Raw genomic sequence first — 13,741 nt, forward strand, 5'->3', positions numbered from 1 at the left:
GTAGGACAGGCGCTCCCGCCCGCCGACCGGCGCAAGGAGGAGATCGGCGTACATCCCCTGCGGTACGCGCCGGGCCCGCGGCCCGCACACCGCGCGGCCTCCGGCCGCAGGACACCCCCTGGGGGCCGGGCACGCCCTGCGGTCCGGACACCGCCCTGCGGCCCTGCGCGGGTGAGGTCCGGACAACACGTGGGCCCTGCGCGGGTGAGGCCCGGACACACGTGAGGCCCGGACACACGTGAGGGCCGGACACACGTGAGGGCCGGACACACGTGAGGGCCCGCCGGACGTTCTCTCCGGCGGGCCCCACCCGCGAGGTCGTACCTCACCGCGTACGCGACGCCGTGCCCGTTCCCGCCCCGGCCGGAGCGGCGTGCCGCGTCCCGGCGGAGTGCCGCGCCGGCCCGGACGGGCGCGGCGCGTGTTCCGCCGGTGTTACGGCACGACCGTGATGTGGCCGGGCACCGGCGGGGCGATCGTCGGGTTCGCCGCGAAGTAGGCGGTGAAGGCGTCGATGTCCAGCGGGCCGCTCCACAGGTCGGTGCCCTCCCTGAAGGCCAGGAACGCGTCCCCGCCGCCGACCAGGAAGTTGTTGGCCGCCACCCGGATCGTCTGGGTGTCCGTCACGTCGACACCGTCGATCTTCATGGTGGAGACCTTCGAACCCCACGGCGCGCTCGCGCTGTAGGTGTAGGTGAAGTTCGACGAGGGCTGCAGGATCTTGGTGAACGCCTGGGCGTTCGGCCCGCCGGTGAACTGCTGCTCCAGCACGGTCTTGAGCTGGGCACCGGTGAGCGTGACCACCTGCGTGAGGTTGTTGAACGGCTGCACGGTGAACGCCTCGCCGTACGTCACCACGCCGTCGCCCTCACCCGCGGGCGAACCCGCGTAGTTCAGGGAGGCCCGTACGCCACCGGGGTTCATCAGGGCGATCTGGGCGTTGCCGCCGGTCCTCGTCGCGGCGAGCTGGGCGTCGGCGATGAGGTTGCCCAGCGGGGACTCCCCGGAGGCCACGGCGGTGTTGGTGATGTCCGCGGTGATCCTGCCGATCGGCCTGTTGGCCACCGGCGCGACGCGGTCCTTCCACGTCTGGACGAACGCGGCGATCTCCGGGTCGGGGGTGACGGTCCTGGTCACGACCTGGTTGTCGGCCACGACCGTGGAGCGCACCACGTCACGGGTCCTGACGTCCACCTGGAAGTCGACCTTGGTGATGACGCGGCCGAAGGAACCGCCCTGGCTGTACAGGCGCTTGGCGCCCTTGGGGTCGGACACCGTGCACAGGTAGGCCTGGTGCGAGTGACCGCTGAGGATCATGTCGACCTCGGCGTCCACCTGCGTGGCGATCCGGTTGCCCGCGCCCGGCTGGGCGCTGCAGGCGTCCGGCGACTGGCCTGCGGTGACCTGGTCGCCCTCGTGCACCAGCACAACCTGGGCCTTGATGCCGACCAGCTTGAGCAGCCTGGACGCCACGTTCGCGGCCTTGACCTCGTCGATGAACTCCAGGTCCTTGATGCCCTCGGAGGTGACGATGCTCGGGGTGCTCTGGGTGACCAGGCCGATGAAGCCGATCGGCACGCCGTTCATCCAGCGGATCGCGACCGGGGGCAGCGCGGGGATGCCGTACTGCCGGAGCAGGTTGCGCAGCGCGCCGGTGTTCTTGCCGCCCAGGGCGTCCAGCGCCTGCTTCTCCGCGGTCTGCGTCGGCCGCTTGAAGATCACGTTGGCGCCGAGGTAGGTGAACTTCGCACCCTTCCACTCACCCGCGGGCGAGCAGCCGTCCACCGGGTGGCAGCCGCCGTTCATGATGCGCCGCAGTTCGGCGTAGCCCTCGTCGAACTCGTGGTTGCCCACGGCGGAGGCGGTGACGCCGATCTTGCCGAGGAACTCCACCGACGGCTCGTCGTGGTAGGCCGCGGAGATCAGGGGGGTGGCGCCGATCAGGTCGCCCTGGGCGACCTTGAGGGTGTTCTTGTCCGACATCTGCTTGAGGTGCGTGGCGGCGTACGCGGCGCCACCGGCCTCGACGGTGGCGCCGGTCTCGTCGACCATGCGGCCGGAGGACCCGGTCGGAGGCTCGAGGTTGCCGTGGAAGTCGTTGAGGGAGAGCAGGCGGACCGGCACCGTCTTGGCGGGCTTGTTGCCCGCCTCGGCTGGTCCCATCGCGAGCACCAGACCGGCCCCGGCGAGTACGCCCGCCATCGCCAGCCGCTGGAAGGAACGAGACATCATGGACCACGACACTAGGGGGACCGTCTGACGGTGGAACGTCCGAGAGATAACGATTCACCGGATCACTACATGGCGGCTTTTGCCAGTCCCCGTCGTACGCGGGGCCGGCGCGCCCCCCTAGAGTCCACATCATGAACGCGCGTGTGGAACACCGGGGATCGCTCGGCGGCGCCGAGGTGGCCGCGATCCTCGAAGTGGCGGAGGCGGCCACCGAGGCCGACGGGGTCGGACCGCTCAACGAACAGGCCTTGCTGCACCTGCGCTACGGAGGCGACGAGCAGATCGGGGCGGTGCTCCTGTACGAGGGGGACGACCTGGTGGGCTACGCGCACGTGGACCCGGTCGATCCCGTCGAGGGCCCGGTCGGGGAACTGGTCGTCCACCCGGCCTTCCGGCGGCGCGGGCACGGGGCGCACCTGCTGCGGGCCGCGCTCGACCGGGCCGGGGGACGCCTGCGCCTGTGGGCGCACGGCGGGCACCCCGCGGCCGAGGCGCTCGCCCGGTCCGCGCAGTTCGAGAAGGTCAGATCGCTGTGGCGGATGCGCCGCCCCCTGTCCGGCGACCTGCCCGGTTTCGAGCTCCCCGAGGGCGTACGGCTGCGCACGTTCGAGCCCGGTGGTTCCGACCCGGAGGCGTGGGTGGCGCTCAACGCCCGGGCCTTCGCCCACCACCCCGAGCAGGGTGCGTGGACGATCGAGGACCTCCGGCTGCGCCGGCACGAACCGTGGTTCGACCCGGCCGGCTTCTTCCTCGCCGTACGGCAGGACGGCCCCGGGGGCGCCGACCGGCTGGTGGGCTTCCACTGGACCAAGGTGCACGACGACGGCGACCACGCCCACGAGCCGATCGGCGAGGTGTACGTGGTCGGTGTCGACCCCGGCGAGCGGGGAGGCGGCCTGGGCCGGTCGCTGACCCTGGCGGGCCTGGAGTACCTGCGCTCACGCGGCCTGAGTCAGGTGATGCTGTACGTGGACGAGAGCAACCCCTCGGCGGTCCGCCTGTACGAGAAGCTCGGCTTCACCCGGTGGGACGTCGACGTGATGTACCGGCGGTAGAGCGCGCCGGAACGCTGAGGCGACGTATCTGCGGCGGGCCGCTCCGCCCGCCGCCCGTCTCCCGTTCCCCGGCGTCCGCCGCGCGGCCCCGTGACGACGGAACGCCGGCCGGGAAGGATCCCGGCCGGCGTTCCCGCACGGTCGTCGGCGAGGGCGTCCGCGGGGCGGCGCGCCCGCCCCGGCCCTCGCGGCCCGCTACTCGACCATCCAGTGGAGCGCGAAGTAGGACAGCGCGGCGACCAGCGCGGCGGCCGGGATCGTCAGGATCCAGGCGGTCACGATGTTGCCCGCGACACCCCACCGCACGGCCGACAGGCGCTTGGTGGCGCCGACGCCCATGATGGCGCTGGTGATCGTGTGGGTGGTCGAGATGGGGGCACCGAAGCCGATGGCCGCGGTGTAGAGCACGGTCGCCGCGGCCGCCTCCGCCGCGAACCCCTGCGGGGGGTCGAGCGCGATGATCCGGCGGCCCAGGGTCCGCATGATCCGCCAGCCGCCCGCGTAGGTGCCGAGCGAGATGGCCGTGGCGGCCGAGAGGATGACCCACTGCGGGATCGGGTCACCGTCGTTCTGGTACCCGCCGACCACGAGGGCCAGGAAGATGACGCCCATCGTCTTCTGGGCGTCCTGGAGGCCGTGACCGAGCGCCATCGCCGCGGCGGAGACGGTCTGCGCGAGCCGGAACCCGCGGTTGGTCTTCGAGGGCTGGGACCTGCGGAACCCCCAGAGGATGGCGATCATGATGAGCCCGGCGAGGCTGAAGCCGACCAGCGGGGACAGGATCATCGGGATGACGACCTTCTCCAGCACCCCGTCCCAGTGGACGGTGCTCGCCGAGGCGAGCGCGGCGCCGACCAGGCCGCCGATCAGCGCGTGGCTGCTGGAGGAGGGGAGACCGAAGTACCACGTGACGAGGTTCCAGGTGATCGCTCCGATCAGGCCGGACCCCACGATGACGAGACCGTGACTGCCGCTCGGGGCGTCGATGATGCCCTTGCCGACCGTGGCGGCCACCTGCGTACCGAGATGCGCACCCAGGAAGTTCATGGCCGCGGCCATGAACAGCGCGGCCCTCGGCGTCAGTGCGCGCGTCGAGACGGAGGTCGCGATCGCGTTCGCGGCGTCGTGGAAGCCGTTGGTGTAGTCGAACACCAGCGCCACGACCACCACGCCGATGACGAGTGCGAGCGTGAGATCCACTTAGCTTTCCTTGACCGCGATCGACTCGATCGTGTTGGCCACGTGCTCGAAGGCGTCGGCGGCCATCTCGAGCTGGTCGATGACCTCCTTCATCTTGAGGACGGTCAACGCGTCGTACTCCCCGCCGAAGAGCTTGGCGAGAAGGCGGCGGTAGACCTGGTCGGCCTGGTTCTCCAGCCGGTTGATCTCGATCCAGTACTCGTTCAGGTTCTTCATCGAGCGCAGCCTGGGCATGGCCTCGGCGGTGAGCTCCGCGGCACGCTCCAGGACCTCGACCTGCCGGACGACCTCCTTGGGAAGGTGGTCGATCTGGTACAGGACGATGAGGTCGGCGGCCGCCTCCATGTAGTCCATGACGTCGTCGAGGTTCGAGGCGAGACGGTAGATGTCCTCGCGGTCGAAGGGGGTGATGAAGCTCTCGTTGAGCCGGTTCATGATCGCGTGAGTACGCTCGTCACCGGCGTGCTCACAGGCGCGCATCTTCTCGGCCAGGGCTTCCCGGTCCGATCCGTCACTGATGATCTCTACCAGCAGACGGGACGCTGTGACGAGGTTGTTCGCCGAGTCGGCGAACAAGTCGTAGTAGCTGTCCTCACTCGGTGTGAGACGCAGGCGCACGTCGTTCTCCAGATGTGCGGGGATGGTCCGCAGAGAAGGGTACGGGTTACCAGCGGAAATACGAACTTCACCCGCTAGACACGCACTCTTCCTCATGTCGCTACCCGGCGCATACCCGGAGACACTCGGCTTGAGGCAGCCTGGAGGGCAACTTTCCGTGACCGTTTTGCTGGTTTTCGGCCACATTATGCCGAAGCCAGGTCACATATAGGACTCTCTCCGGGAAGCCCGTCCGGCGCGTCGCCCGCGCCGTCCTCCGGGATCCCCGATTCCGGCGCGCCTGACGGAGATCCACGGAGGTCGGCCGGGGTCCGTGATCCCGTACGACGAGCAGGGTGATTTCCATCACGACCTGCCTTCCCACCGCGTCCGGCCTCCCCGGCAGACCGCGTCTCGCTCCCGGCAGGCCGTCCCGCTCCCGGCCGGTTCCCGGTCCCCGGTCGCGTGCCCACCTCGTCCGGCGCCCGCGCTCTCCGCGTCCGGCTCCCCGGCCGTACGGCCCTTCGGCTTCCGGCTCCCTCGGCTTTCGGTCTCTCGGCTTCCGTTTCGCGGCTTTCGGCTCCCTTTCCCGGAACTTATGGCTTCGCCGCCCTCGACTTCCGGCTTCCCCAGCCCCCGGCTTCCGGTCCCTCAGCTTCCGGACTCCTGGTTCCCGGCTTTCGGTCGGCCCGGATCCGGTGACCGTCAGATGGGCGTCCGGTGGAAGTTCAGGTACGACCGGCTCGGCGTCGGCCCCCGCTGCCCCTGGTAGCGCGATCCGTACTTCTCCGAGCCGTAGGGATACTCGGCCGGAGAGCTGAGCCGGAACAGGCAGAGCTGGCCGATCTTCATCCCCGGCCAGAGCTTGATCGGCAACGTCGCGACGTTGGAGAGTTCGAGCGTGACGTGCCCGCTGAACCCGGGGTCGATGAACCCGGCCGTGGAGTGGGTGAGCAGACCGAGCCTGCCCAGCGAGCTCTTGCCCTCCAGCCGCGAGGCGAGATCGTCCGGCAGCGTGACGACCTCGTACGTGCTGGCCAGCACGAACTCCCCCGGATGCAGGATGAACGGCTCGCCCTTGTCCGGTTCCACCATCCGCGTCAGATCGGGCTGCTCGACCGCCGGATCGATGTGCGGGTACCGGTGGTTCTCGAAGACCCTGAAGTAACGGTCCAGGCGTACGTCGACGCTGGAGGGCTGGATCATCTCCGGCTCGAAGGGGTCGATCCTGACCCTTCCGGCCTCGATCTCCGCGGCGATGTCACGATCGGAAAGCAGCACGTGAGGCAACCTACCAACGCCACGCCCCCGCGACGGCGGCCTCCCGCCCCTCGGGATGCCGAGAATCTCGTGCCGGGGAGGTCCAGAGCCTCCCGAGTTTCCGCTAGAGTGGTCACGCGGCACACCGCACGCGGGTGTAGTTCAATGGCAGAACATCAGCTTCCCAAGCTGACAGCGCGGGTTCGATTCCCGTCACCCGCTCCACTCACAAAGGCCCAGGTCAGGATGCGAATCCGAACCGGGGCCTTAGTTGTTTTCTGAGCCTCTTCGATCTTCCGTGCCCGTTACGTGCCCGATGCCGGTGGATCTTCTTTTTTGAGGACGGCTTCGGCGAGCTTTCCCATGCCGTCGGCGATCATCTGATCCCGTCCGTTCTCGGTGTGCAGATAGATCAGCGCGGCCCGCGTGGTCGAGTGCCCCATCCGGTTCATCAGCTCCCGCAGCGTCGCACCCGACTGCGAGGCGAACGTGTTGCCCGTATGGCGAAGGTCGTGGAAGTGGACGCCGGAGAGGTTCGCCTGCTTCAGCGCCTTGGCCCAGATCCGGCTGAAGGCCGGCCGCCGCAGCATCGCGCCCTTCGCGCCGAGGAAGACGAACGCCTCGTCATGCTCGTCGGTGTACGTGTCGAGGTGCGTGCGAAGTTCTAAGACAACCACCTCGGGAAGGGCGACCGTCCGCGTACCGGCCACGGACTTGGGCAGGCCGATGGTTACCGATCCGTCCTTGAGTTCGGTGGTGGAGGCCACGACCCGAACCGTGCGGGCATCCAGGTTGAGACTCTTGCGCCGGAGCGCCGCCAGCTCACCCCACCGCAGACTGCCGAACGTCGCCAGGAGCACCAGCGCCCGGAACCGTGGTTCGATCGCACCGGCCAGCGTGAAGACCTGCTCCATGGTGAGCGTCGGACGCTCGGGCGACTCCTCCTTACCGCCGCTCTTGATCTGGCACGGGTTGGACTTGATCATCTTGTCCTCCACGGCTGTGTTCATGATCGCCTTGAGTAGCCGGTACGCCTTGGCGACGGTGACCGGCCCGACTCCCCCGTCCAGGAGCGTCTTGCGCCACTTGCGCACGTGAGCCGCCTTGATCTCACTCACGGCCAGGTTGCCGAAAGTCGGGACCAGGTGCAGGCGGAGCAGACCCTCGTAGAGCTGGACCGTCTTAGGCCGCAGGCCGGGACGCTCGTTCACCCAGTCGGAGCCGTACTCCTTGAAGGCCACCTTGCCGAGGTCCGGACTGCTCCAGTCCTCCACGAGGATCTCGGCCTCCTTCTTGGTCAGCCAGACCTCCGCGTCGCGCTTGGTCGAGAAGGTCTCCGGGGCCGCCCGGTCGATGTCATCCGGTCCTCTGTAGCGAGCCTGCCACCGGCCGGACGGGAGTTGCCGAACGCGTCCGAAGCGCCTCTTGGCCGGCTTGCCCTTGGCGGAGTTCCGGGGCTCTTCCTCAGGGGTGGCGAGTGTGGTCCTGGCCATTACGCGGCCCTCCTGCGTCGTGTGGTGGTGATCGGTTCGACCAGCCCGGCAGCGATGAACGCCTCAAGCGCCGCTTCGGGGATGCGGACGTTGCGTCCGACGTGGATGAAGGCGATCCGTCGTTCCTCGATCAGGCGACGAGGAAAGCGGACCGAGGTGTTCAGCCGTTCGGCCGCCTCTTCGACCGTGAGCAGCCGGCCTTGAGCAAGTTCCGGGAGAGGTGAGGCGGGCTCTTGCCTGGTCTTCCTGGTCATGCCGCCACCTCCAGTCCCGGAGTTGCCGAAAGATCTGGAACAGGGAGGCCGTCCGCCCTGGCCTGGAGTTCGATCAGCCGTGCGCGGGTGCGCTGGCGGTTGGCGACCTCACGTAGCAGCCGTTTGGCCAGTGGGGTGCGGTTGGGATCCTTGGAGGAGACCGGCCGCCAGACGTAGCGATGCGGGTCGGTCACCGTCTCGTCGGGCAGGCCGAGCATGTCGAGCACCCAGGCCCGCCGATCCTGCTTGTGCTCCCGCAGGGTCTTGTTCGACCACTTACGCGAGACCAGGACGCGACGGCCCGCGTAGCCGAGGTGTTTGGCCTTGTGCGCCTTGCCCTTGCAGCGGCCCGGCAGCATGCCCGCCTTGGCACCCTTGGGCTGCACGCCGTACCGCAGCCAGTTCGCGCAGGTGGGCGAGCAGGGCTCGTAGCGCAGCGCTTCGACCATGCGGGTCGCGTGGTCACGGCGAGCGTGGTTGTCCGGGTCCTCAGGGTCGAGGGGGTCGCCGAGGCTCTTGGTCAGGTACTTCGACAGGTAGCCGATGCACTGGTCAGCGTCCGGTGATCCAGCGAGCACGCCCTGAACATCGACCTGAGCACCGAAGCGGACCACGTGCAGTGGTTCGGCCGTCTCGTCGGTGCCGAGCTGGTCGAGCGCCTCGTCCCAGGTGGGCAGGAGTTCCCCGGTGGCCGGGTCGAGGTAGTCGCCGGCCTGCCCGTCCAGGTAGGGCTCAGCCCGTTCGGCCCGCTCGTTCCAGACCGGCAGGTGGTCGCCGTCGAAGCGGACTTCATCGACGGACGGCCACCACACCTGGTGGTAGGTCGCGGCGGCGACGGCCTTGACCTCCGCACGCGGCATGGTCCCGCGGATCGCCATGTGCAGATGAGGAGCGAGCCGCTTCTGTGGTTCGACGGAGGCGAAGTACTGCACGTCGTAGCCGGCCACCCGGCGAAGGTTCTGCACGAACCGGTCGACGAGCTTGGAGAAGTGCAGGGCATCACGAGCCGCCGCCGCGTAGTCGTACGTGCTCGGGTTGACCGGGACGCCGTTGCGAACGCGCCCGTAGGAGGGAAGGGTCAGCGTGACGAACAGGGACGGCCGGTAGACCTTGCCGTCGGAGGCGACGAAGGTTCGCCCGAGGGTCGTATCCTGCTTGGCCCGCTTGGGCAGGTCCGGAGCGTCCTGACGCCGCCTGGTCGAGCGCGAGCGCTTGGGCGTCGACCGCCCGCCCAGGACGTTGCCCCGCATCCCAGCGGCGTTGATCTCCGCGTCGATCCCGGCGATCGCCTCGTCCCAGTTGAAGGTGTCTTCCCCGTTTCTCTCGGCCTCGTCGCGCTTGGCCTGCACGTCGGCTCGGAACTCGATCAGCCACCGCTGGTCCTCGGTGGAGGGGTTGGGTTCGGCGATCGGTTCGTGGTCGAGGTGCCAGCCCTCCCGGCACTGTGCCCGGCGGAGCTGGCGGTTGCGGTTGGCGCACGGCGGGCACTTGGCCTCCTGCGTGGCGCCGCAGGGGATGTTGAACGACTCGGCCGTACCGGTGTGGGTGTCGAGGCGTCGCAACTCGATCGGCCGGATGCAGACGCCGTTGTTCTTGGCGACCTCGATCGCGACGTCCAGGGCGAACGGCAGGGTGTCACGGACGAGGCGGGGCAAGGTGCGATCGGAGCCGTCCGGTGGGCTGGTGGACGGTGGAACAGGAGGGGTGTCGGTCACATGGCCTCCTCTCGGCTGACCACGTCAGCGATGATCCGGCAGGCGTCGTTGTAGGGGTGTCTGCGGAGGCAGGCAGTGTCGAGGTCGACGATCAGCGTCACTTCGGCGAGGTCGGAGCCGTTGGGCGTCCGCAGCCGCCGGAAGGGCAGGCCCTCGATCTCGGCGGGTGTGCCGTGCAGGATGACTCTCATCAGGCCCCCTCACCCGTCAGCGGCAGCGTGTCGGCGGTGAACACGGCGACCATGTCGCGGATATCGGCATCGGAGACGTAGCCGGCACGGGCACGCATCGGCTCGGGTGAGGTCTCCAGACGGGTGTAGGCGATGCCCGCGCCGAGCTCCGGCTGAGGTGAGATCAGGTCGGCCAGCGCGCCCCGATCCCGAGCGCCGTCACCGAGGACCATGTCCACCTGTTCGGACTCGTCCAGCCGCAGCGCGATCTTGTCGGGGAACAGGTTGCGGATGCTCAGCACGTCCTTGCGCGGGTCCTGCAACGCCGCCAGGACGGCGACTCCCACCGCGCGGCCCTGCGTGGTCAAGGTCGCCAGTGCCGCCGAGATGCGCACCCTCAGACCCTTGTCGGACTGATACGCGGTCAGGAACGCCACCTCGTCGACCACGACCAGGACGAACGGGTCATCGATGGTAGGGATGTGGTTGCGCTGCACTCCGGCGAATCGGCCCGCCCTCTCCTGCATAAGCTTCACGGCTGCTTCCAGGAGATCGGCGCACTCGGCCGGGTCGGCGGCGTAGCGGTCGAACAGGTCACGCCCGAAGGACAGCTCCATCAACTTGGGGTCCAGCGCCCAGATCTGCACCAGACCCGCACGAACGGCAGGCAGCAGGCCCCGGATGGTGGACCAGATGATCGAGCCTTTGCCCGCCCCGGTGGCCCCGGCGACCAGGACGTGAGTGCCGTGGACCTTGAGCCGCCACGGAGTGCCGTCCTCCTGCTTGCCGATCTCGACCGGCTCCACCGACGCCACGGCGGGAATCGGTAGAGCGGGTAAGGGAACGGCCAGCGGATCGCGCCGAGGGAAGGCCAGCAGCAGACGGCCCGACCGGGCGATGGTCACCCGGCACGAGGTGGCGCCGAAGCCATGGGCCAGGTTCTCGATGCGGTCGGACCAGTCCTTGACCGACTGTCCGGCGAGCATCTTCACCGCGACCAGGTCCGCCCACGAGGTGCAGGTGACGCGGACGAGGCGGGGCAGGTAGTCACGGCCCCGCAGGTGACGGCCGAGACCAGAGACGATCATCACCGGTTGCCAGTGCCGCCGGTAAGTCCACACCTGTCGCCACCAGGCCAGCAGCCGCCAGCCCACCAGGCGCAGGAACGAGGCCCGGTCGACCAGCCGCCAGGTGGTGAGAGCGACGGGCACCAGGACGAGAAGCGCGATGCCCCACTGCCAGCCGTACAGCCAGCTCAGCGCGCCGGGAGCGACGGCGACGGGTGACGCGATCGGGTAGCGCCACAGCAGCCGCACGGCACCGGCCAGCAGCCGCCAGGTGAAGATGACGATGGTGACGATGGCGGGGGTCTTGAGTACGGCCGGGCGGAACACCACGGCCGTGTCGGGGGTCGTGGTGACGAGGTGTTGCGCCTCGTCACCGGGCAGTTTTTTGAACATAGGCTTGAGCCCTCTCTTGATTCGCTGTCTGGGGAGACGAGGGGCCGCCGGAATGCCAGTTCCAGCGGCCCCGCTTACGTGTCAGGCCGCTTTGTCCTGGTCGGACCTGTCGGCCTGGTCGGGGATGGTGAACTTGCTCTCGACCGAGCGGGCGAACTGGTCGGCCTCGTGGGCGAGCTGGCGGGCGAACTCGACGTCGGAGGCCGTGACGAGGTCGCCGGCCGAGGTGGTGACCAGGAGCGAGACGGCGCCGAAGTCGAGCGCCAGGACCGGGGTCCGGGCCGGGTAGGGGTGGTTGGTGGCGCGGGCGCCACGGCCGGTGTTGAGGGTGATGGTGCTGATGCGGTGAGTCCTGCGACGCGTCATCAGGCGACGTCCTTTCCAGCGGTGGAGGTGTGCTTGGCGGGTGCGGAAGCGAGAGCGACGGGAACGGTGCGCGGGGCACGCATCTCGCGGACCTTGATGGAGTACGCGAGACGTCCGGCGCCGTTGACGTACGGGGTTGCGGTGACGTGGTCGAACTCGACCGGGGTGAAGGGCAGGTTCGGCATGGGGGCCGGCGGAACGGGCTGGACCGGGGAGAGGATCTTGACGGCCACGGTCTTCTGACCGGGCTTGACGGTCGGGTCGGCGTCCATAACCGCGACCTGCCAGACGAGTTCTCCGGTGGTCTTGTCGCGGGACTGGACGAAGCGCCCGTTGGTGGAGGCGTCGAAGTCCTTGACCGCCTCGACCTCCCCGACGACGTAACAGCCGTGCGGGAAGACCTGGGCGAAGGTGACGGGAATGGGTCCTTGCAGAGCCATGATGGCACTCCTCTTATCGAGTGATAGACACTTAACCTATCAAGTGATTTGAGAATAAGAGAGCCCGCTTGGTAGGTCAAGTACCTAAGCGGGCTCGCGGGGTGAGACTGAGCTAACCGATCGGATAGGCGTCCTCCAGCTCGTGCCGATCGGCCGGGAGAAGCACCTCCGCCACGACGAGGGCATGGCCGGCCGCATCGCGCACCGCCGCGTAGACACACAGCAGCGGGACGTTCTTCAGCATGCCGAGCCGCTTGGCCTCCTCGGTGGTGGGCATGCGCGCGACGATCTGTTCCACGATGTGGTCGAAGCGCACCCCCTTGCGCGATTGGAGATGCTCGCGAAGTCCTTCGTCCAGCGGGTCGGCACTGGTCAGGTCGGTGCCCTCAGAGAGTTCCAGCGGCAACCACACCGAGACGATCTCGGTGGGCTCGCCGTTCCGGCTAACCAGGCGACGCCGCAGGAACGCCTTGCTCTTCGGGTCGATGTCCAACAGGGCGGCGATGCGGTTGGGCACGGCCAGCGCCGCCGCCTCCACCACCTCACCGTCGGAGGAACTTTCTGGACCGATCAGATACGCCTGTCCGGGACGGGGCTGTTCCATCGAGGTCATCGCCGGGCGGCCTCGCACGAAGCGGCCCTTGCCCTGCTGGGAGTCGATCCAGCCCTGTTCGCGTAGCACGCGCAGTGCGGCGACGACGGTGGGCCGGGAGACGCCGAACTCGTTGATGAGCTGGTTCTCACTGGGCAGAAGTGAGCCCGGAGGGTAGTCCCCCGACTCGATGCGCCGTTGAAGTGCCTGAACAAGCTGGGCGTACTTCGGCGGCACAGACTCTAATGACATTACGACCGTCCATCACCCGACAGGTTGTTTTACCAAGTCAGAGCGTAACCTGGCTTCCCCGCGCCTGTCACGTCACCGGCAGGCAGGGGAACGAGAGCAGAGAAGATCCCGGCAGACAGAGAGAGGGAAGAAGGACGCTGCGGTTACACGGGGTGGGCCGCACGCGCCGGCTCTGCTGCCTGCCGGGATGTTGAAGAGCGCGACGGGGCAGCGGCAACGCTCTTCGGTGCCCTCCGCACCAAAGGACACCGCCCCGCCGCGCCCGCCTATCGACCGACGTAATCGGCCAGAACCTGGGCAGCGCCCGCCACGTCGTTGATCGGGTGGCGCTTCTCGGCGGACTGCCAGGAGTAGAAGGCGCCGCCGTAGCCGACGAACACCCACACCGGCAGTCCCACCTGTGGACGAGGAATCATCAGCGCGCTGTCGTTGTCGCGCAGTTCGGCCCGTACGCGTAGCCGCAGCAGTGCGTCCCGTAGCCGCATGAGGGCGAACGCCTCGTTCTGCTGGCGTTCCTGCTGGAGGCAGACCGCAGCGATCTGCATGATCGGGTTCATCTCACGTTCCTTTCGACCCGGCCGGTTGCGAGGCAGTCGAGACATGCCTGTTCTCCCTGCGTCTCGTGATCACCGCTGCTCTCGCCGACGAGAAGGGC

At 68.5% G+C, this 13,741-nt stretch carries 14 protein-coding genes and 1 tRNA gene; 2 read left to right on the forward strand and 13 right to left on the reverse strand.

Features of this window, described 5'->3' with window-relative positions:
- Positions 1 to 435: 435 nt before the first annotated feature.
- Complete coding sequence (locus ABD832_RS07700; protein WP_344890422.1) at positions 436 to 2,232, reverse strand: bifunctional metallophosphatase/5'-nucleotidase; 1,797 nt, start codon at positions 2,230 to 2,232, stop codon at positions 436 to 438.
- Between the two features lie 131 nt (positions 2,233 to 2,363).
- On the opposite strand from ABD832_RS07700, the gene mshD reads away from it, so the two are divergent.
- Positions 2,364 to 3,287 (forward strand): mycothiol synthase, encoded by a 924-nt coding sequence (gene mshD, locus ABD832_RS07705; RefSeq protein ID WP_344890424.1) that lies wholly within the window; start codon positions 2,364 to 2,366, stop codon positions 3,285 to 3,287.
- 195 nt (positions 3,288 to 3,482) lie between these two features.
- Here the strand turns inward: mshD and ABD832_RS07710 are convergent, their stop codons facing one another.
- The 3 genes from ABD832_RS07710 to dcd form a co-directional block, all read right to left on the reverse strand.
- Positions 3,483 to 4,487, reverse strand: coding sequence for an inorganic phosphate transporter (locus ABD832_RS07710; protein WP_344890427.1), 1,005 nt, complete (start codon positions 4,485 to 4,487; stop codon positions 3,483 to 3,485).
- Positions 4,488 to 5,105: a DUF47 domain-containing protein gene (locus ABD832_RS07715; RefSeq protein WP_030924556.1), complete on the reverse strand. Its 618-nt coding sequence runs from the start codon at positions 5,103 to 5,105 to the stop codon at positions 4,488 to 4,490.
- A 684-nt stretch (positions 5,106 to 5,789) separates the two neighbouring features.
- Positions 5,790 to 6,365, reverse strand: a complete 576-nt coding sequence (dcd, locus tag ABD832_RS07720) for a dCTP deaminase (RefSeq protein WP_344890430.1) — start codon at positions 6,363 to 6,365, stop codon at positions 5,790 to 5,792.
- Between the two features lie 130 nt (positions 6,366 to 6,495).
- On the opposite strand from dcd, the gene ABD832_RS07725 reads away from it, so the two are divergent.
- Positions 6,496 to 6,569 (forward strand) — tRNA-Gly (locus ABD832_RS07725).
- Positions 6,570 to 6,649: 80 nt separating this feature from the next.
- Here ABD832_RS07725 and ABD832_RS07730 read toward each other — a convergent pair.
- From ABD832_RS07730 to ABD832_RS07770, 9 genes are all read right to left on the reverse strand, one after another.
- Complete coding sequence (locus ABD832_RS07730; protein WP_344890432.1) at positions 6,650 to 7,837, reverse strand: tyrosine-type recombinase/integrase; 1,188 nt, start codon at positions 7,835 to 7,837, stop codon at positions 6,650 to 6,652.
- Positions 7,837 to 8,091, reverse strand: coding sequence for an excisionase family DNA-binding protein (locus ABD832_RS07735; RefSeq protein ID WP_344890434.1), 255 nt, complete (start codon positions 8,089 to 8,091; stop codon positions 7,837 to 7,839). The genes ABD832_RS07730 and ABD832_RS07735 overlap by 1 nt, the downstream gene beginning before the upstream one ends.
- Complete coding sequence (locus tag ABD832_RS07740; protein WP_344890436.1) at positions 8,088 to 9,746, reverse strand: replication initiator; 1,659 nt, start codon at positions 9,744 to 9,746, stop codon at positions 8,088 to 8,090. Before ABD832_RS07740 ends, ABD832_RS07735 begins: the two co-directional genes overlap by 4 nt.
- Positions 9,747 to 9,802: 56 nt before the next feature.
- Entirely contained in the window at positions 9,803 to 9,997 is a 195-nt protein-coding gene (locus ABD832_RS07745) for a hypothetical protein (protein ID WP_344890438.1), read from the reverse strand.
- Entirely contained in the window at positions 9,997 to 11,436 is a 1,440-nt protein-coding gene (locus tag ABD832_RS07750) for an FtsK/SpoIIIE domain-containing protein (RefSeq protein WP_344890440.1), read from the reverse strand. Before ABD832_RS07750 ends, ABD832_RS07745 begins: the two co-directional genes overlap by 1 nt.
- 81 nt (positions 11,437 to 11,517) lie before the next feature.
- Complete coding sequence (locus ABD832_RS07755) at positions 11,518 to 11,802, reverse strand: hypothetical protein (RefSeq protein ID WP_344890443.1); 285 nt, start codon at positions 11,800 to 11,802, stop codon at positions 11,518 to 11,520.
- Positions 11,802 to 12,242: a plasmid replication, integration and excision activator gene (locus tag ABD832_RS07760; protein ID WP_344890446.1), complete on the reverse strand. Its 441-nt coding sequence runs from the start codon at positions 12,240 to 12,242 to the stop codon at positions 11,802 to 11,804. The genes ABD832_RS07755 and ABD832_RS07760 overlap by 1 nt, the downstream gene beginning before the upstream one ends.
- Positions 12,243 to 12,354: 112 nt before the next feature.
- Positions 12,355 to 13,071 (reverse strand): GntR family transcriptional regulator, encoded by a 717-nt coding sequence (locus ABD832_RS07765; protein ID WP_344890449.1) that lies wholly within the window; start codon positions 13,069 to 13,071, stop codon positions 12,355 to 12,357.
- A gap of 281 nt (positions 13,072 to 13,352) precedes the next feature.
- Positions 13,353 to 13,688, reverse strand: coding sequence for a hypothetical protein (locus tag ABD832_RS07770; RefSeq protein ID WP_344890452.1), 336 nt, complete (start codon positions 13,686 to 13,688; stop codon positions 13,353 to 13,355).
- Between the last annotated feature and the right edge of the window lie 53 nt (positions 13,689 to 13,741).

It is taken from the genome of Streptosporangium longisporum (assembly GCF_039534895.1).
GTDB lineage: Bacteria > Actinomycetota > Actinomycetes > Streptosporangiales > Streptosporangiaceae > Streptosporangium > Streptosporangium longisporum.